General features: G+C 39.4%; 15 protein-coding genes and 3 pseudogenes. 2 read left to right on the top strand and 16 right to left on the bottom strand.

The window, feature by feature from the left end; translation table 11 throughout:
* Nucleotides 1-11: 11 nt before the first annotated feature.
* From IPK31_20590 to IPK31_20535, 12 genes and pseudogenes are all read right to left on the bottom strand, one after another.
* On the bottom strand, nt 12-431 hold the full coding sequence (locus tag IPK31_20590) for a PAS domain S-box protein (GenBank protein ID MBK8090118.1): 420 nt from the start codon (nt 429-431) through the stop codon (nt 12-14).
* Nucleotides 432-453: 22 nt separating this feature from the next.
* Nucleotides 454-873, bottom strand: a complete 420-nt coding sequence (locus IPK31_20585) for a PAS domain-containing protein (protein MBK8090117.1) — start codon at nt 871-873, stop codon at nt 454-456.
* Between the two features lie 54 nt (nt 874-927).
* Complete coding sequence (locus tag IPK31_20580) at nt 928-1,341, bottom strand: hypothetical protein (GenBank protein MBK8090116.1); 414 nt, start codon at nt 1,339-1,341, stop codon at nt 928-930.
* A 73-nt stretch (nt 1,342-1,414) separates the two neighbouring features.
* The gene (locus tag IPK31_20575; GenBank protein MBK8090115.1) at nt 1,415-1,795 is read right to left on the bottom strand and encodes a response regulator; all 381 of its coding nucleotides are present in this window, start codon (nt 1,793-1,795) and stop codon (nt 1,415-1,417) included.
* 152 nt (nt 1,796-1,947) lie between these two features.
* Nucleotides 1,948-2,584 (bottom strand): annotated as a pseudogene (locus IPK31_20570) (response regulator transcription factor).
* Between the two features lie 199 nt (nt 2,585-2,783).
* A complete protein-coding gene (locus IPK31_20565; GenBank protein ID MBK8090114.1) occupies nt 2,784-3,317 on the bottom strand; it encodes a hypothetical protein in 534 nt (177 codons plus the stop codon).
* Nucleotides 3,314-4,429 (bottom strand): PAS domain S-box protein, encoded by a 1,116-nt coding sequence (locus tag IPK31_20560; GenBank protein ID MBK8090113.1) that lies wholly within the window; start codon nt 4,427-4,429, stop codon nt 3,314-3,316. The genes IPK31_20565 and IPK31_20560 overlap by 4 nt, the downstream gene beginning before the upstream one ends.
* A gap of 12 nt (nt 4,430-4,441) precedes the next feature.
* Nucleotides 4,442-5,968, bottom strand: coding sequence for a PAS domain S-box protein (locus IPK31_20555; GenBank protein MBK8090112.1), 1,527 nt, complete (start codon nt 5,966-5,968; stop codon nt 4,442-4,444).
* A gap of 275 nt (nt 5,969-6,243) precedes the next feature.
* Nucleotides 6,244-6,597 (bottom strand): hypothetical protein, encoded by a 354-nt coding sequence (locus IPK31_20550; protein ID MBK8090111.1) that lies wholly within the window; start codon nt 6,595-6,597, stop codon nt 6,244-6,246.
* 224 nt (nt 6,598-6,821) lie between these two features.
* A complete protein-coding gene (locus IPK31_20545; GenBank protein ID MBK8090110.1) occupies nt 6,822-7,034 on the bottom strand; it encodes a nucleotidyltransferase domain-containing protein in 213 nt (70 codons plus the stop codon).
* A gap of 110 nt (nt 7,035-7,144) precedes the next feature.
* Nucleotides 7,145-7,513: a hypothetical protein gene (locus tag IPK31_20540; GenBank protein MBK8090109.1), complete on the bottom strand. Its 369-nt coding sequence runs from the start codon at nt 7,511-7,513 to the stop codon at nt 7,145-7,147.
* A 298-nt stretch (nt 7,514-7,811) separates the two neighbouring features.
* Nucleotides 7,812-8,336: a hypothetical protein gene (locus IPK31_20535; GenBank protein ID MBK8090108.1), complete on the bottom strand. Its 525-nt coding sequence runs from the start codon at nt 8,334-8,336 to the stop codon at nt 7,812-7,814.
* Nucleotides 8,337-8,620: 284 nt separating this feature from the next.
* On the opposite strand from IPK31_20535, the pseudogene IPK31_20530 reads away from it, so the two are divergent.
* Nucleotides 8,621-9,723 (top strand): annotated as a pseudogene (locus IPK31_20530) (Fic family protein).
* Nucleotides 9,724-9,906: 183 nt separating this feature from the next.
* Here IPK31_20530 and IPK31_20525 read toward each other — a convergent pair.
* The 4 genes from IPK31_20525 to IPK31_20510 all read right to left on the bottom strand — a co-directional run bounded on the left by IPK31_20525 (nt 9,907) and on the right by IPK31_20510 (nt 12,111).
* Nucleotides 9,907-10,176 carry a carboxypeptidase regulatory-like domain-containing protein gene (locus IPK31_20525; protein MBK8090107.1) on the bottom strand — a complete coding sequence of 90 codons (270 nt, stop codon included), beginning with the start codon at nt 10,174-10,176 and terminating at the stop codon, nt 9,907-9,909.
* Nucleotides 10,133-10,813: a hypothetical protein gene (locus IPK31_20520; GenBank protein ID MBK8090106.1), complete on the bottom strand. Its 681-nt coding sequence runs from the start codon at nt 10,811-10,813 to the stop codon at nt 10,133-10,135. The genes IPK31_20525 and IPK31_20520 overlap by 44 nt, the downstream gene beginning before the upstream one ends.
* A 506-nt stretch (nt 10,814-11,319) precedes the next feature.
* Nucleotides 11,320-11,874, bottom strand: a complete 555-nt coding sequence (locus IPK31_20515; GenBank protein ID MBK8090105.1) for an HNH endonuclease — start codon at nt 11,872-11,874, stop codon at nt 11,320-11,322.
* Nucleotides 11,875-11,889: 15 nt separating this feature from the next.
* Nucleotides 11,890-12,111 (bottom strand): helix-turn-helix transcriptional regulator, encoded by a 222-nt coding sequence (locus IPK31_20510; protein MBK8090104.1) that lies wholly within the window; start codon nt 12,109-12,111, stop codon nt 11,890-11,892.
* 437 nt (nt 12,112-12,548) lie between these two features.
* Here IPK31_20510 and IPK31_20505 point away from each other — a divergent pair.
* Nucleotides 12,549-17,353: pseudogene (locus IPK31_20505) on the top strand (RecQ family ATP-dependent DNA helicase).
* Nucleotides 17,354-17,424: the final 71 nt, after the last annotated feature.

Below are 17,424 nucleotides of genomic sequence, written 5' to 3'. Positions count from 1 at the left end.
TAACGGGTTCATCAAAAAGAAGATCCTGCAGTTTCAGTGTTCCTAAATTCTTCTCTAGTATAACCTGTTTGTTTATAGGCGGCTGTATTAAAATCATGAATGGTTCCGTCATACGAATAAACAAGAACACCATCCGTTGCCTGCTCAATAAATAACCGGTATCTTTCTTCACTTTGTTTCAGTTCTTCCTCTGCTTTTTTGCGCTGTGTAATATCTCTCACAATCGACTGTATCTTTCCGCCTGCAATCAGCTTCGCACTCGCTTCTGCATAAAATCTTGTGCCGTCTTTACGCTGGTATTGTCTCTCAACCAGCAATATTTTCCCGCTCATCAGGTCATTCATATTGATGGGCATCTTGTTAATATATTCCAGTGGTGTGATATCACTTAAATTCAGATGAAGAACTTCTTCTTTTGTGTACCCCATCATAGCACAGCCGCTGCTGTTTACATCAATAAACCTTCCCTGTATTATTTTCCAGTTCTATTGGTACGCCTTCTTTTAAAATGCGGCTTACAATGTTTGTAACAGACAACCCGGTTGATTCAACCGATACGTCATATACCTGTTGAAGCGGTCTGTTTTCTGCTTCCTGTTTATTCCAGCCGGTAATCTGTTCTGCAGCAGGATTCATGTAAACAATTCCGCCATCCTTATCAGTTGTAATCACCCCTTCTGCCATACTGCTCAGCGTGGTACGGTATCTTTCTTTCTGCATTTCCAGCTCTTTGCTGATCCCTTTGGTGCGGATGTTTTCACGCAGCAACAAATAAAACGAAACAACAATCAGTAAAAGAGCAGCAGCAAGACTGCTGTAAGCAATTTTGTTGTTGGTATCCTTTACCTGCCAAAAAGCTGGTCTTTGATTCACTGATCTGTTGATTGAACTTCCTGAAAGATTACCCCGCTGTATATGCTGATGGAATCAGATAAGTTGAAGCCCTCTGTGCCGGAAAAGAATAATAGAGCTGAATCCCTGTTCTGTGCTGTGAGGGTATTTACTTTTGAAGAAACCGAATCTTCTCATCAATAAAGCTGTCGAGTTTGCATAGGAAAAAGCAATTGTTTCATCAGTTATTGCCGAAGCCTTAATCTGCAAACCGACACTGTTGATGGAATCAAAGAGAATATTAAAATTGCGGAGAAATTGTTCATTACCGGTAAGTGCATACCCACGGCTGTTACTTTCAACCGTCTTCGTATACAGGCCAAGCTTTTCAAATGCATCTTTCTGCTGTACATACACCTCCTGTTTGCTGTATTCTTTCTTAAGCCAGTTGTTTTTTGTGATTAAATGGTAGATAGCTGCACCCGGCAGCAAAAGTGAAAAAAACAGCATATACAGAGGAAATCCTTTTACTGCTAATCCAACCCCACTTTACTCTTCAACTGTATATGCTTGTTTCGTTTTATCACAGGATTTTATTCGTTGCCCGTTTATTGATAGCGTTGATAACGGGTGCTATTTTTTCAAAGTCATTGTATTTATCAAATAAGTAATCAGCCCCACTGTCTCTCAACTGCTTCATGCTGAAATCGCTTGCCAAATTGAACAAAACCATCACCACTGTTTCAGCTGAATACTCCCGGATTTTTTTCAGCAGATCAAATGCCTTGTTTCCTTCAAAATCAAAATCAAGTAACACTACATCTGTTTTCTGTTTGCTCAGGCAGTCAATCGCTTCGGCATATGTAAAACAGTTGTGAAAGGAAACACCTTTATTGGTTTCATCAATCAGCTCAACAATCCGGTTGCTGATATGCTTTGAGCTGCCAAGAATCGTGATAACCATAAGGTAGTTTTCTTACTGCAAAGCACTTTTAAATCAATGAATTAAAAAATAGTGAAGAATTGAATATATAGATAGAAGGATCACAGTTCGGCGTGTAGTTGTTTGGCTACAATAAGATCAAGTGCATACTGCTGTTTAGAGGAGGTTTGCAGTTACAGGTCAATATCAGAAATAATCTGGTGGGTAATGGCATAGCGGGCAAGTTCGGCATTGCTTGAAAGATGGAGCTTTTCCATAATTCTGCTGCGGTTGGTGCTGATGGTGGTGGAAGCTAAAGAAAGCGATTCAGCTATCTGCGAAATGGATTTGCCAATGGCGAGAAGTTTAAAGATTTCAAATTCACGGTTCGACAGTAATTCATGCGGCTGTTTATCTGTTTTCTGCGCCAGTAACCGTTCTGCAATTTCGTTGGTAATATATTTTTTGCCCATGGCAATCCGCTGAATGGCTTTGATCAGTTCATAAGGAGCAGCATTTTTGTTGAGATAGCCCGAAGCTCCGGCTTTTAATGCCCTCACAGCATACAGGTCTTCCGGGTAAATGCTGAGAATTAAAACAGGCAGGTCGGGCTTAATGAGTTTTATCTGCTGCAATGCTTCCAGTCCACTGCGGCCCGGCATATCTAAGTCGGAAATAACAAGGTCCCAATCCTGCTGTGTAACTTCTTTTACCAATGATTCTCCATCGGCCACTTCATGTATTATGGCTGAAGGATATTCATCTTTCAATATCTGGATCAACCCCCAAACGCACAAAACTATGATCATCGGCTAATATAATTCGGTTCATAAGTTTAGGTCTTATATGGCACAGTGATGGTGATTTTTTCCCTTACCGGGAGAAGATACTAGTTGAAATGTTCCGTTAACCGACGACACCCGTTCCTGCATACCCAAGATACCAAATGATTGTTTGCTGTAAGGCATATGCGGATAAAAACCTTTTCCGTCGTCTTCTATTTCCAAAATCAGCCGGTCATCTTCGGTATTCAGTGAGCTGAAGACTCTTTCGCTTCAGCATACCTTGTAATATTCGTTAACGATTCCTGGAAAACCCGGAACATACAGGTGGCAAGAGGCTCTTCCACTTTTAAAACCGTTTCATTACTGTGGAAAAAAATCGGAATACCTGTATTTTTCAGTAAACTGGTTTCCTGCCATTCAAGCGCATCAATCAATCCGTAATCATCCAGCACACCAACCCTCAGCTCGTTTAATATTTTACGGATCGATAAATTACTTCCATCAAGCAGGGTGATGATGTTGCCTAATTTCGTTTTAATCAGTCCTGCTTCATTGGGTGTTTTTTTATTGATCCATGCCACATCCATTTTAATAGCAGTCAACTGCTGACCAAGTTCATCATGAATTTCACGGCCAATCCGTTTCCGTTCTTCTTCACGGATGGTTTGAAGATGTCCTGTTAGCTGCCTCATCTGCAGAGAAGTTTGCTTTACTTCTTCTTCTGCTTTTGCGTTCGGCAATATCAATGCCTGTTCCAATAAGGCAGGGATTGCCTTCATATAACACACGCTTTCCGGTGAAGTAGTAAAAGGAATTTTTCTCCCCCCTTTGTTACAAAATCAGCTTCAAAGGCCGATTCTCCTTCACGCATCGTAATAGCAAAATGCTGCTGCACCAGCAGGCGGCCTTCGTCATCATAAAATTGACCGGGATGAATTTCTTTTATTTCCTCAGCCGAATAACCCGAAACTGTTTCAAAGTTTTTATTCCAGCGCAAAAAAGTTCTGTTGGCATCAAACAAATAAAAGATTCCCGGCAAACTGTTGATGATAGAGTCACTCAGTTCCTTTTCTTTCAATACCTGGTTTTCAATTTTCTTGTGTTCGGTAATATCAGTTACCATCGCAAGGGCTCCCAGGTAATCTCCATTTTTCATTACCGGGTTGGTGCTCATCAGTGTCCACACAACCCTTCCTTCTTTTGTTATAAATTTAAACTCGTGGTCTTCAGCAATTCCCTGCTTGCGGCGTTCAATATTCCTTTCAGAAATATTTCTTCCTTCATCATCCATGAATGCATACAAATGTTTTCCCAGCATTTCTTCTTTGGTATAACCCAGCATTTCAGCCATACGGTTATTCACAAAAGAAGTATGGCTCTGCGCATCAATCATCCAGATTCCTTCCTGGGCTGTTTCTACAATCTGCCGGTATTTTTCTTCACTTACACGCAGCGCATCCTCTGCTGTTTTCCGTTCGGTAATATCCATCATGCTTCCCATCATACCTGTTGCTTTTCCTTCATTATTCCGTATAATATAGCAACGGTCGTATAAATTCCTGTACACATTTTCGCCGGTAAGAAACCGGTATTCGGTAATAAAAATATTTTTTCTTGAAGCAAGAGTTTCCTGCTGCCTCTGTAAAATAACCTGCCGGTCATCGGGATGAATCCGTTGCGCCCACACAGAATGAGCAGGCACAGGATCGGCCATTGTTAATCCATATAATTGCTGGTGTGTTTCATTGCACCATAATTTTCCTGTTTCCAGCTTCCATTCCCATACCGCATCATTCGTTGTTTTTGCAATCATCTCAAAACGGTGGCTGGCCTGCCTGAACTCTTCTTCTGCTCTTTTTCTGTTGGTTATACCCCGCACAAACACCAGCATCCGCTCATCTTTTTAAAAAAACTTTGCGTTTATTTCGGTAAGAATGATTGTACCGTCTTTCTTCCGCATGGGTCTTTCCGACATCACCGGTTCTCCTTTCGTCATTTCCTTGAACTGGAAAGGATTTTTTTCAAGATCTTCTTTCAGAACCAAGTCATAAATCGTCATACCTATCAGCTCTTCCATGGAGTACTGGCTCATCTGCTGTCCGCTGCTGTTCACTGAAATAAAGCGGCCTCTTTTATTGGCAATAAAAATTCCATCTGATGCCTGTTCAACCAATGTGCGGTATTTCTCTTCACTTTCCTTAATGGCCTGCTCGGCTTTTTTTCTGCGGGTAATATCCCTGAAAAAAAGCGACATCCCATCGGTTGATGGATACAGATCAAGCTCAAACCAACGGTCGTACTGCACATAATATTCCTGTGCAGAAACATGCAGCTGCTCATCCTTTGCGGTAAAATATGCTTCATGAAACAGCTGACCAATCCCTTCCGGAAACTCTGTCCATATATGGCGGCCAATCATTTCTTCCGGGTTGCGATTGGTCATTTTACCGGCTCTTGTATTCATATATGTACAGTTGCCGTCAATATCAAGTGCGGCAAAACCATCTGTAATACGGTCGAGCGTATTTTTATATTTCTGTTCTTCCTCCTGCAGTAAATAGGTTTTTTCCTGCACTAATTTTTCCAAACGGGATGGCTGCGAAGCAATATACCAGGCAAACAGTCCTCCCGTTACCGCTAACACTAATCCCAGGAGTGAAAAAATAAATACAGCTGAAAAAGTAATACTCTGTTCATCGGCTATATACAGTTTCCATTCGCCATTGGGAATCTGAACCGGAACAGTAAGCCTTGGTTTGAATGATTTCTTATACTGTAAAAAATATTCTTCTTTTCCTGTTTGATGATTTACTTTTTTCAGTTCATACGAGTAACGCCGGTTGGCTCCCGTATCTATTCCTGCTGCTGTTAACAGGGTCTTCATTTTAATTACGGTAGCTGAAAAACCCCAGAAATGATTGTTTATATAAATCGGTACCCTGCACACAAATCCTTCACCACCCTGTTTTAAATGCAGCGGACCGGAAATAAAAAAGTCTTTTTTCAGAATCGTCAGGATAGCTCCGCTTTTACGGGCAGAGTCGGTTAAAATATTAAAGCCAATCACCGATTCATTTCCCTTCAGCGGATACACATGTGTAATTACGCCACCTTCTACCAGTTCTATCACATCAACGTACTGATTCGCTGAAAGCAGCTGCTGTGCCACACTGTCGAAATGATCGGGCACGCCATAGTTTTCAATAATATAAGCCAGGGTTTGTGTAGTGGAAAAACTATGACTGATTGCCGACTGCAAACCCTCCTTGGCACGGTTGGCCTCGCTGATAAGATCACGCTGTTCAATTTGTTTGCGCAGTAAATAGCGCTGATAAGAAAGTAACTGGGTAAGTAACAGTATAGCAGTGAAAATGAACAGGCCGCTGAATGCTGGCCGTTTAATAAACCGAAAAATGACTCTTTTGTTCATGCTGTATGCCGGTAAACGTATTTTTCAGATGAGGAGCACTGCTGTAAGCAGTTCCTTTCCTGTATAAATGTACAACTGCATTTATGTATGCAGTAATCCATCTTCCCTGTTTTAAGTTACTGAAAAATCCCGAACCGCAAAGGTTCTTAAAAAGCAAACAGAATGTATACATTTTCCCGGCAAAAAATAACTCCAATAAGAAAGGCACCACCCGGTGCCTTTCTTATTTTACGCTTATGTTTATTCAAATGAAACAGCTCATTCATTTATGGTGGTTAGTAACGGCCCTTGCTTCTGTATTCATAATGCACTTTTCTTATTTCACGCTCACGCATATTCTGTAAATGACGCAGCTGACGTTGTTTTTCAAAACGGTTCATAAACAAACTGTTTCTTACACGCTGCATTTTATACTCATATTCATTGTTAATGCGGGCTATTTCCCTGTTCATTCTGCGTTCACGTTCAAAGCGGCCGTTGTTGTAATGATGGTTCCTGTCGTAACGGTTATCGCCACGGGCAATATCATTTCCGTTGCGGTTATTGTTCCAGTCATCACGGCTACCATTCTGTGCATTGGCAGCTGTAAATATTACAACCGCAAATAAGAGGGTAAAAATTTTTTTCATGTCTGTTGTTTTTATGGTGATTAATAATTCTTATACCATAGAGGCAAACCGCAGACCATTGTTTACAAATAAACTGTTAATAGATTTTCATCTGTTTTGTTAGCGTGAAAAAGGAAGAAAAAAAATTTTTCTGAAACTGGAAAAGAGAAAGTGTTATAACAACAAGAAAGAATTATCTGTCTGCAGCAAGAAGAGATTGATGAATTACTTCTAGATCATTGTTCTCAAACATATACCATCTCCTTCTCTACCGATTGCAAATATTCAGGTTTGATGGAACGCTTGGGCACCACATCGGTTTTAATTCCAAAGTAACTTTCTATTTCATCGGCCATGGCAACAAAGTTTAAACCCATCGGCCCGTTTATTTCAACCGCAATATCTATATCACTTTCTGCTGTAGCCTCCCCTCTTGCATAAGAGCCAAAAAACACCAAACCTTGCAACAGGGTATTTCCGTTGCAGTTCGGGCTGATGCTTCCGCAGGATGCTGAGTATTTGCTGTAAAGTGTACACAGTATAAAGTAAATGATTTTTTCTTACTCCACTATTCCTTCACCACTTCAATCTGTTCCTTACTATACAGCACAATCTGCGGTTTATCCTTAAACAACTCCACCTTCCCCGTTACACAAATGTTCTTATTCAGAAAAAACAGTTCCGGAGCAGTTTCAAACTGTTTGCGAACCTCACTCCAGATAACCACTGTAAACAACTGGTTGGGAAAAGCAGCACCAACATTTAAAAGTGTGGGACTGTTTTTGGCCTGTTCAAAATAACGGGCACTGAAAACTTTGCTGCAAATTTTTACACTGTCGCCCACATGTTTGCCAATGTCTTCGGCTTTGATGGTGATTTGTGCAGAAGCTGCTATAGTAAGAACAACACACACAAGAAGAGATAAGAGGTAACGCATGATTCTAATTTGTGCGAAGATGCAGGAATAAACAGCAGGCTCAGTAATTGATTACATCAACGGAGGGAAAAGCGTTTGAACTTTTTCTCAGACGGGTGTCCTGCAAGGAACCCGCCATGTAATCCGTGGCTCTCAAGCTTTCCTGCGATTTGCCGGGGTCTTCCACCTGCCACACCCGAAAAAAGCAAAGGCCCTTTTGTAAAACGATAAAATTTTTATAGTTTTGTATTGCTTTGGGCTGCGGCCCGGAGCCTACGCAGCAGAGCGTTAACTCTTACGGGTTAACGCTCTGCCTGTTTTAAAGCATATGCAAACCTTCATAGATCGTTTCATCAAACACCATTGATCGTTTCGCAATAAACAGGTTTTGCTGCTTTGTAATAATCCAAACCTCCACAATACTCTTATTCCGGTCGGGCTGCAAAGCACCGATAATTCCTTTCTTAATATCCTGAATTGTATAATCCTGTTCTGCAAGATTGAGTACGGCCACTTTTACTTTTTGCTTTGCACAACTGTAAATAATCCGGTTAATTGTCTGTTGCTTTATAACAGTTGTTTTATCGGGTGTTTTAATATCACCAATAAGAATTCCGTTAATCCGTATGTCGGGGTTTTTATATTCAAACACATCAGGTAAAAACTCTTTTCCTAATTCCTGCTCAAAGGCTGAGAAGGTTGGAAGCATTTCAATCTTATGTCCATGATCGGCCAGTATGCGGCAGGCTTTGAGGTTTTGCTGCAGCTCATCTTCTCCGTGCCTGGAGTGCAGCCACACATATCCACCCGATGTTGATTCATAGATTTGCGAATACCCGATCATGAGGTAAAATAAAAAAAGGGAGACTTATTTCATAGTAATAAACCAGCAATCTTCTGTGGTGGTTCCGGCTGGCAAGGCTCAGCCTGTATCAACAGTTTAAGACCCTGCAACTTTCGTGTATTCGTAGCTTCAGGATTCACCGGCCGACTGAATAAGTGATTTTATACATTGAAGAAAAGCCGCATAATTTGCGGCGAATAAATAACCTATTCTCCGCAAATAATGCGGCAAAAAGAAAATCTTGCGGTGAATAAGCTGTATATTCACCGCAAATACTGCGGACAATGAGCGTTTACATCCATCAACTCCCCAACTGGCCCTCCTTTCACTGGAACCTGGAAAGCATTGCCTCACTTTTAGCCGAAGTTCGTCATCAGCAGGGGCGCATATTGGGCCAAATGGAAAACCTCGGCTTTTCTTTACAGAAAGAAGCCTCCCTGCAAACAATCACCATGGATGTACTCAAGTCGAGTGAAATTGAAGGCGAACTGCTCGATGCAGAACAGGTAAGATCTTCCGTTGCACGCAGGTTAGGTATGGATATCGCCGGTCTTGTACCCTCCGACCGGCAGGTAGACGGTGTAGTGGAAATGATGCTCGATGCCACACAACAGTACACCCATCCCTTAACAGCAGAACGTTTATTCGGCTGGCATGCAGCTCTGTTTCCCACGGGCAGAAGCGGCATGCTAAAAATTGAAGTAGCCAACTGGAGAACCAACAGTAAGAACGATCCCATGCAGGTAGTATCCGGGCCCATGGGCCGGGAGCAGGTACATTTTACAGCACCCGATGCTGACAAATTAACTAATGAAATGAACCGCTTCCTCCATTGGTTTAACACAGAGCACAACACTGATCCCCTGATAAAAGCAGCCATTGCACATCTCTGGTTTGTAACCATCCATCCCTTCGATGATGGCAATGGCCGTATTGCCCGTGCCATTACCGATCTGCAGCTGGCCCGAACTGATAACACCCCGCATCGTTTTTACAGCATGAGCACACAAATCCGCAAAGAACGCACAGCGTATTACCAACTGCTCGAACAAACACAAAAAGGAACCCTTGATATTACTGAATGGCTGCTCTGGTTTCTCAACTGTTTCAACCGTGCCCTTGCTGCAACCACCGAAACACTCACTGCCGTTTTTAAAAAGCAAAGTTTTGGGAGCAGCATGCCTCCACACAGTTTAATAACAGGCAGCAGCTTATGATTAATAAACTGCTCAGCGGTTTCGAAGGAAAACTCACCAGCTCCAAATGGGCAGCCCTCACCAAAAGCTCTGCCGATACTGCATTGAGAGATCTGCAGGATCTGTTGCAGAAAAAAGTAATTATACAGGAAGTTGGCGGAGGACGAAGTACAAGCTACAGGTTGCTGTAAAAACGAAAGACAATAATAATGTAACCGGCAGTTATATTTCATAGCATCGTTCCTTGCGTTGCATGCCGACGTTTCAATCGGCATCGAGACCGAAGCGTCTCGACTCTTGTACGGCAATGCAAAAGGCAGCAATAAAAAAAGCCGGTGATTAACCGGCTGATTTATGAATGATGTGTTTTTATATTAAACAGGCAATGGTACGAGTTGAATGTTGAGTGCTGTGGACTGACCGAGTGTTACTACTACTCCGTTTTGTACTTTGGTATTGTAACCTCCTGCCAGGAATGTGAGGTTGTATGTACCGGGTACAGGAATTTTTATTGTGTAATCGCCGGTGGCATCTGATGTTGCTGTATATAACTCATCGACTACGTTAATGGTAACGTTTGGAATTGGCAGGTTTGTTACGCTATCGGTTATTGTGCCTGTTGCCTGTGTTAGATGTTGCTGCATCTAATATGATGCGGTTGTTTCTGTATGTGTTGTAAAAATCTTCTTCTGTTGTTTTGAATTGCAGTGCCAGTTTATCGAGCTGTGATTTAAATATGAGATCGGCATCTTTAAATAAATTTTTGAGTGATGTGCGAACGGCGGAACGGTTTGAAACTGCATTGCGTGGATTAGGAATTAGATTCTGATAATCTTCAATGATATCTTCAAAGGCTGTTACTCTTGCGGCGCTTACTCCATAAGGAATAATTGCTGCTGCATTTGTTGTTGCAATACTTAAAATGTTATTGCAGACGGGGATTAATAATTCATCGTTTGTGTTTTGCAGTTTTGAAACGGGATAGTTTACCTGTTCTTTCATTTCGTTGTCGGAAATAGAAGAGGCATAAGCAAAGATGGCTGCTGCAATACCTGCTGCTTCGTTACAGAGTGCAAGGCGTGCCTGTGTTTTGTCCATTGTAATACCTGTAATGGCGAGTGTTTCCTGTTGCGCTGCATCGATGATGTTGTCGTAAGTGGTGCGGAGTGTTGTTGCTACAGTTGCAAACGCAGGAACGGTTGCGGTGATTACTGCATTGGCTTCGATGTGTGTAAGTACTGCGTTGTACATACTGAGTTTTGCTTCATTTCTTGAGTCCATGATAAAAAGGTTTTGATGTTAAAAAAAAATGAAACTCCAAAATAGTATGCGTGCATTTTTTATGCAATACCACTTTGCGGTAAGTGTTTTTCAGTTCTATAAAAATGGATTTTTGTTATTGTTCAAGCGACTGTAGATATCGTTCAAGACGCTGCAGAATGTAATAAAGGCAGTGCAGAATGAAAAAAGACAGTGCAGCTGTGAATAAAGAAACTGCGGATGTGAATAAAGCTGTTGCAGCTATCGTTCAAGAGACTGCAGAATGTAATAAAGGCAGCGCAGAATGAAAAAAAGACAGTGTAGACATCGTTCAAGACGCTGCAGCTATCGTTCAAGCGACTGCAGAATACGGTTTAAGTGGGTGGGTGGGAATGAGGTTTTTAGGAGGGGAATAAGGAGTTAGAAGCAAGAAGCGGTAAGTTAGAATGGGGAGAAAGAAAAAGATTTCAAACTCCCGGGGGGGTCGGCTAAGGCCAGACCCCGGGCCGACGGAAAAGGACTTCATTTCATTTTTTTGTATATGCTTCATCCAACTCCTGAAATAACTTTACAGCCTGTTCAAATTCATTTTTAATGCTTTCATAAAGATTATTTGCAATTATTGCAATTGCTTTTTTTTCTTCCGTACTTAATGGGGGATATCTGTATTCACCTTCGTCAATATGTTTTTTTATTTTATTCCATCTATCCATGAATTTATCTTTCTCATTATCTCTTGCGCATATGAATGAAAGGTGCTGTTCCCAGCTTTTATAAGAGCTATTTTCATTTCTTGATCTGCCGTTACAGTTGACGCAGGCGGGAACAATATTTCCAGGATGATGAAGTCCAAATTCTACCCTATTGAACATAATTAAATGTTCTATCTGAAGTTTGGAATCACTTTTTCCGCAGTAAGCACATTTGCCCTCAAATATTTCATCCTTTATTCTTAACCAATCCTGTTTACCTTTTCCGATTCCGGTATTGAAACTTCTTTTTAAATAATATTCCCCAATTCTTGTAAGGAAAGCCCTAACTGCTGTATTTGCGGCATCAGCCTGTGTGTTGTAAACTGCCATGGTTCAAGTATGGAATTATTTATTAAAATCTTTGGTGTTAAAAAAAGAGCTAACAGATACCTCAAGTGCGGAAATTAGCCGTTCAAGTATCTCCACAGAAACATTCCTTCTGCCGTTTTCTACATCGGTCACATAGGTCCGGTCAACTTCAGCTTTTAATGCCAAAGCCTCCTGTGAAATATCAAGCTCCTTCCGCAGCTGTCGTATCCGATGCCCAATTTTTTCTTTCATATCCATAAAGGAAAGGTCAGTCTTTGTGGCTTTTAAGACAACGGACTTTAAGGGTCATTTATCTAACTTATAAAACATTGAAGAGTTGAAACAAGAATCCCTATATGATGAGCAAAAGCTATTGGAGATTTGTCTTTTGAGGAAAGTCAAATACTAAGAAGAAAACTAAACTTGATATAATCTGTAACAACATCTCTTTTTTTCAGACGAGCTTTCTGCAAGGGAATCAACAAATGACTGGTATACTTACTGAGTTTAATAGCAAGAAGACTCTTGAATAATCTTGTGTAGAGTTTAATTTATTTCCAAGGTAATTTTATACATGAAGTAGCGTATATTTATGTGTTACCGTCATGCAATGGGAACAGTGCCAACCAAAAAAGATTAACTACAATTATTCATGATAGGGATACGATTTCCTTTAATCACTATTTTGGATCCATATGAACTCAATTACTTTTATTGATACGGAGATTGAACCGAATAGCCGAAAGATTCTCGACATTGGAAGTGTCAAAGACAATGGCAGTTCTTTTCATTCAAATTCTATTGCTGACTTCATAAAATTTCTCAACGGGACACAGTTCATTTGCGGGCACAACATTATAAACCACGACTTACAATATATTCAGAAAGCTGTTATTGATGCCAAAGTAAATCCTGCTAATATCATTGACACTTTGTTTCTCTCTCCTCTTCTGTTTCCGACAAGACCCTATCATGCTTTACTCAAAGACGACAAACTGCAAACAGAAGATTCAAACAATCCGCTTAACGATTCTATAAAGGCGAGAGACCTTTTCTTTGACGAAGTCTCTAATTTTAACAAAGCTGACGAAAAACTAAAACAGATTTATTATTTGCTATTAAACAATAAAAAGGAGTTCAACTCCTTTTTTCGTTTCATTTCATACACAAGCAGCGATACACAAGCAGAAAAACTAATTCGAGAAAAATTTGATTCTGATATTTGCGAACATGCTAACCTTTCACAAATAATTTCGGAACACCCGATTGAATTGGCATATTGTTTAGCTCTCATAAATTGCAACAACCGTTATTCAATAACACCACCTTGGGTTTTAAAAAATTACCCCAAAGTTGAACGGTTAATGTTTTTGCTGAGAAACAAGCCTTGCTTGACAGGTTGTAAGTATTGCAAACAAGCACTTGACATACATAAAGGGCTAAAAGAATATTTCGGCTTTGATGCTTACAGAATTTATGCAGGTGAACCTCTGCAAGAGAAAGCAGTTCAAGCGGCAATTGAAAACAAATCTTTATTAGCAGTATTCCCGACAGGTGGTGGTAAGTCAATTACTTTTCAAGTTCCTGCTTTAATGGCTGGTGAAAACACAAAAGGATTGACAGTTGTGATTTCACCTTTGCAATCGCTAATGAAAGACCAGGTTGACAATCTTGAAAAAATAGGAATCACTTATGCAGTTACAATAAACGGTTTGCTTGACCCAATCGAAAGAGCAAAATCTATTGAGAGAATTCAAGATGGGTCGGCAAGTCTCCTTTATATCTCTCCTGAATCTTTGCGTTCAAAGACAACTGAAAAAATTCTTTTAAGCAGAAAGATCGTTCGTTTTGTAATTGATGAGGCACACTGCTTTTCTTCGTGGGGCCAAGATTTCAGAGTTGATTATTTATACATCGGAGATTTTATTAAATCACTTCAAGAAAATAAAAACCTTGAAGAACAAATTCCAGTTTCGTGTTTCACTGCAACTGCAAAGCAAAAAGTCATTGAAGATATTTGTGCCTACTTCAAAGAGAAGTTAGGATCAAATTGGAAGTTTTTTCCTTCCAAAGCCACAAGAACAAATCTGCAATACAGGGTTTTTGAAAAAGGAGATGATGAAGAGAAGTATAATGCAGTTCGAGATTTAATTGAAGAGAAAGAATGCCCGACTATCATTTATGTTTCTAGAACCAAAAAGGCGAGAGAGCTTGCGAAAGATTATGTTCGAATGGATTTAAAGCAAGAGCATTTCATGGTAAAATGGAAAGTCAGGAAAAAACTGATAATCAAGATGCTTTTATTTCAGGGGATGTTCAGATAATGGTTGCCACTTCTGCTTTTGGAATGGGAGTTGACAAGAAAGATGTTGGAATGGTAATTCACTATGATATTTCCGATTCACTTGAAAATTATGTTCAGGAGGCAGGCAGAGCAGGACGAGACGAAAACATCACAGCCGACTGTTATGTTTTATTTAACGAAGAAGACCTTGGCAAACATTTCATTTTGTTGAATCAAACTAAAATTAACATTCATGAGATAAAGCAAATTTGGAATGCAATAAAATTCATTACAAAATTCAAATCAAGCGTTCAGAAATCTGCTCTAGAAATAGCAAGAGCAGCAGGATGGGATGACAACTTAAAAGAAATTGAAACGAGAGTAACAACTGCAATTTCTGCATTGGAAGAAGCAGGCTATGTGAAACGTAAACAAAACATGCCAAGAGTTTTTGCCACTAGTATTTTATCAAAAACAGCAAAAGAGGCAATTGACAAAATAATGATTTCGCAAAAATTCAGCGAAGAACAAAAGATTACTGCAACGAGAATTATTAGAAATCTTTTTTCAAGTAAAAGCAGGAAGCAAACAAGCTCCGATGAAGCTGAATCAAGAGTTGATTATATCTCTGACAATTTAGGAGTTGAAATAAAGAATGTGATTGCTGTTGTTAACCTGTTGCGTGATGAAAAAATTTTAGCAGATGCAAAAGATTTAACTGCATTCATAAAAAGGGGAGATAACAAAAACCGTTCACTTGTAATTACAGAAAGTTACAGACTTATTGAAAATTTCCTTTGCCCAATGTTTGAAGAGCAAGAAAAATCCTTTCACATCAAAGAACTTAATGAGTTAGCAGAAGAAAGTGGATGTAAGGATGTTTCGCCAAACAAAATAAAAATCATTATAAACTTTTGGGCAATTAAGAATTGGATAAAGCGGCACAACAAAGATTATTCAAAGAATCATATTGTTGCTATCAGTTGTCAACCGACAGAAAAATTAAAAGAGAGATTAGAAAGGCGACATATTTTAGCAGAGTTTATAGTTGGCTATATGTATGACAAGAGCAATAAAATTCTGGAAGAAGGGGAGATAGATAAAGACGAAATACTGGTTGAATTTTCTGTTCTTGAATTACAAGAAGAATTTGCCAAGCAAATTCAACTGTTTGAGGTAAAAGCAACAATTGAAGACATAGAAGATACTTTGTTTTATTTGTCAAGAATTGAGGCAATAAAAATTGAAGGAGGCTTTCTTGTAGTTTACAACAGACTCACTATTGATAGAATTGAACAGAACAACCGAGTCCAATACAAAGAACAGGACTATCAGAAGCTAAGTCAGTATTACGACCACAAGGTTCAACAAATTCATATCGTTGGCGAGTATGCCAAGAAGATGATTGACGATTACAAAGGAGCATTGAAATTTGTTGATGACTATTTCCAATTAAACTTTCCTTCTTTCCTAAGTAAATATTTCAAAGGGAGTAGAGGGCTTGAAATAAAAAGAAATATAACACCAAACAAATACAGACAACTTTTTGATTCATTATCTGATGTTCAACGAAGAATAATTGACGACAAGGATTCAAAATACATTGTGGTTGCGGCGGGACCAGGAAGCGGAAAGACAAAAGTTTTAGTTCACAAGTTAGCTTCGTTACTTTTGATGGAAGATGTTAAGCACGAGCAGTTGCTAATGGTAACATTTTCAAGGGCCGCAGCAACAGAATTTAAAAAGAGATTGGTTGAACTAATTGGAAACGCAGCCAACTTCATTGATATAAAAACATTTCACTCCTATTGTTTTGACCTCTTAGGCAAAGTCGGCACGATTGATAAATCAGATTCAATCTTAAAAATTGCCGTTGAGAAAATGAAAAGCAATGAGGTTGAAGCAAGCCGTATTACCAAGACGGTTTTGGTAATTGACGAAGCACAAGATATGGACGAAAATGAATATGAATTGGTTAAAGTGCTGATGGAAAAGAACGAAGAGTCAATTAGGGTAATTGCTGTTGGTGATGATGACCAAAATATTTACGAATGGCGTGGGGCAGATTCAAAATACATGATGAGTTTAATAAGAGAGAGAAACGCAACCAAATATGAACTTATTACAAATTATAGGAGTAAAAGCAATTTAGTTTCATTCACTAACCAGTTTGTAAAGACAATTAAAGAACGTCTCAAAGAAATTCCGATTGAAGCAAATCAACCCGAAAACGGAAGAATTAAAATTGTCCATTACAAAAATGGGAATCTTATTACTCCGCTAATTGACGACATACTTTCTACTGGGCTTACGGGGACAACTTGCATCTTGACTCATAAAAACGATGAAGCGTTTCAGATTGCCGGACTTCTGACAAAGCAAGGACTCCAAGCGAAGTTGATTCAAACCAATGACAGTTTTAGTTTGTATAATCTTTCAGAGGTACGTTTCTTTTTGGATGAGCTGAAGTTGGATGATGAAGTATTTATTATCAATGATGATGTTTGGGGAAGAGCAAAGAGAAAGTTGATTGATAAATACAAATTGAGTTCAAAATTTGAAATCTGCAATAACCTTATCAAGGATTTTGAAGGGACAAACACAAAGAAAAAATATAAAACCGACTTTGAAGTTTTTATCCGAGAATCAAAGATGGAAGATTTCATTAGCACAAATGGAGAAACAATTTTCGTTTCCACTATTCATAAAGCAAAAGGCAAAGAGTTTGATAATGTGTTTATACTACTTGAAAACTTTGATGCAAGTGATGATGAAAAGAAAAGACAGTTGTATGTTGCAATGACAAGAGCAAGGCAAAACCTTACCATTCACTTAAATGGAAATTATCTTGACAAGTTGAAGACTGCCGAATTAGAAAGGAGTGAAAACAACAATACATTTGCCCCGCCAAGCGGATTGGCATTGCATCTTTCACATAGGGATTTACACTTGGGGTACTTTGAATATGTTCAGAAACGAATAAATGCGCTGACAAGTGGTGATGCGATTTCGATTTCGGATGAAGGATGTAAAAACGAAAAGGGTGAATTGATTTTAAAGTTCTCCAAGAAATTTCTTGACAAATTGGGTGAGTTAAAGAAAATTGGTTTTGTGTTGAAAGAGGCAAAAGTGAATTTCATCGTCTATTGGACAGATGATGTAAAAAACATTGAGGTGAAAATTGTTCTTCCTGAATTACATTTTGACAAAAAATGAAATAATGAATGAGTCGTTGATTGATAGTAACTGCGGTATAAAATTTCTGGATTAGGTCTCACAATCTGATT

It is taken from the genome of Chitinophagaceae bacterium (assembly GCA_016713085.1).
Taxonomy (GTDB): Bacteria; Bacteroidota; Bacteroidia; order Chitinophagales; family Chitinophagaceae; genus Lacibacter.
Note: the sequence above shows the minus strand (reverse complement) of the source record. Positions and strands in the feature narration are given on the sequence as shown.

Coding starts and splice junctions, on each gene's coding strand:
- IPK31_20590 (MBK8090118.1), bottom strand. CDS start 431: ATGATGGGGTACACAAAAGAAGAAGTTCTTCATCTGAATTTAAGTGAT.
- IPK31_20580 (MBK8090116.1), bottom strand. CDS start 1,341: ATGCTGTTTTTTTCACTTTTGCTGCCGGGTGCAGCTATCTACCATTTA.
- IPK31_20575 (MBK8090115.1), bottom strand. CDS start 1,795: ATGGTTATCACGATTCTTGGCAGCTCAAAGCATATCAGCAACCGGATT.
- IPK31_20565 (MBK8090114.1), bottom strand. CDS start 3,317: ATGAAGGCAATCCCTGCCTTATTGGAACAGGCATTGATATTGCCGAAC.
- IPK31_20560 (MBK8090113.1), bottom strand. CDS start 4,429: ATGCTGGTGTTTGTGCGGGGTATAACCAACAGAAAAAGAGCAGAAGAA.
- IPK31_20555 (MBK8090112.1), bottom strand. CDS start 5,968: ATGAACAAAAGAGTCATTTTTCGGTTTATTAAACGGCCAGCATTCAGC.
- IPK31_20550 (MBK8090111.1), bottom strand. CDS start 6,597: ATGAAAAAAATTTTTACCCTCTTATTTGCGGTTGTAATATTTACAGCT.
- IPK31_20540 (MBK8090109.1), bottom strand. CDS start 7,513: ATGCGTTACCTCTTATCTCTTCTTGTGTGTGTTGTTCTTACTATAGCA.
- IPK31_20535 (MBK8090108.1), bottom strand. CDS start 8,336: ATGATCGGGTATTCGCAAATCTATGAATCAACATCGGGTGGATATGTG.
- IPK31_20525 (MBK8090107.1), bottom strand. CDS start 10,176: ATGCAGCAACATCTAACACAGGCAACAGGCACAATAACCGATAGCGTA.
- IPK31_20520 (MBK8090106.1), bottom strand. CDS start 10,813: ATGGACTCAAGAAATGAAGCAAAACTCAGTATGTACAACGCAGTACTT.
- IPK31_20515 (MBK8090105.1), bottom strand. CDS start 11,874: ATGGCAGTTTACAACACACAGGCTGATGCCGCAAATACAGCAGTTAGG.
- IPK31_20510 (MBK8090104.1), bottom strand. CDS start 12,111: ATGGATATGAAAGAAAAAATTGGGCATCGGATACGACAGCTGCGGAAG.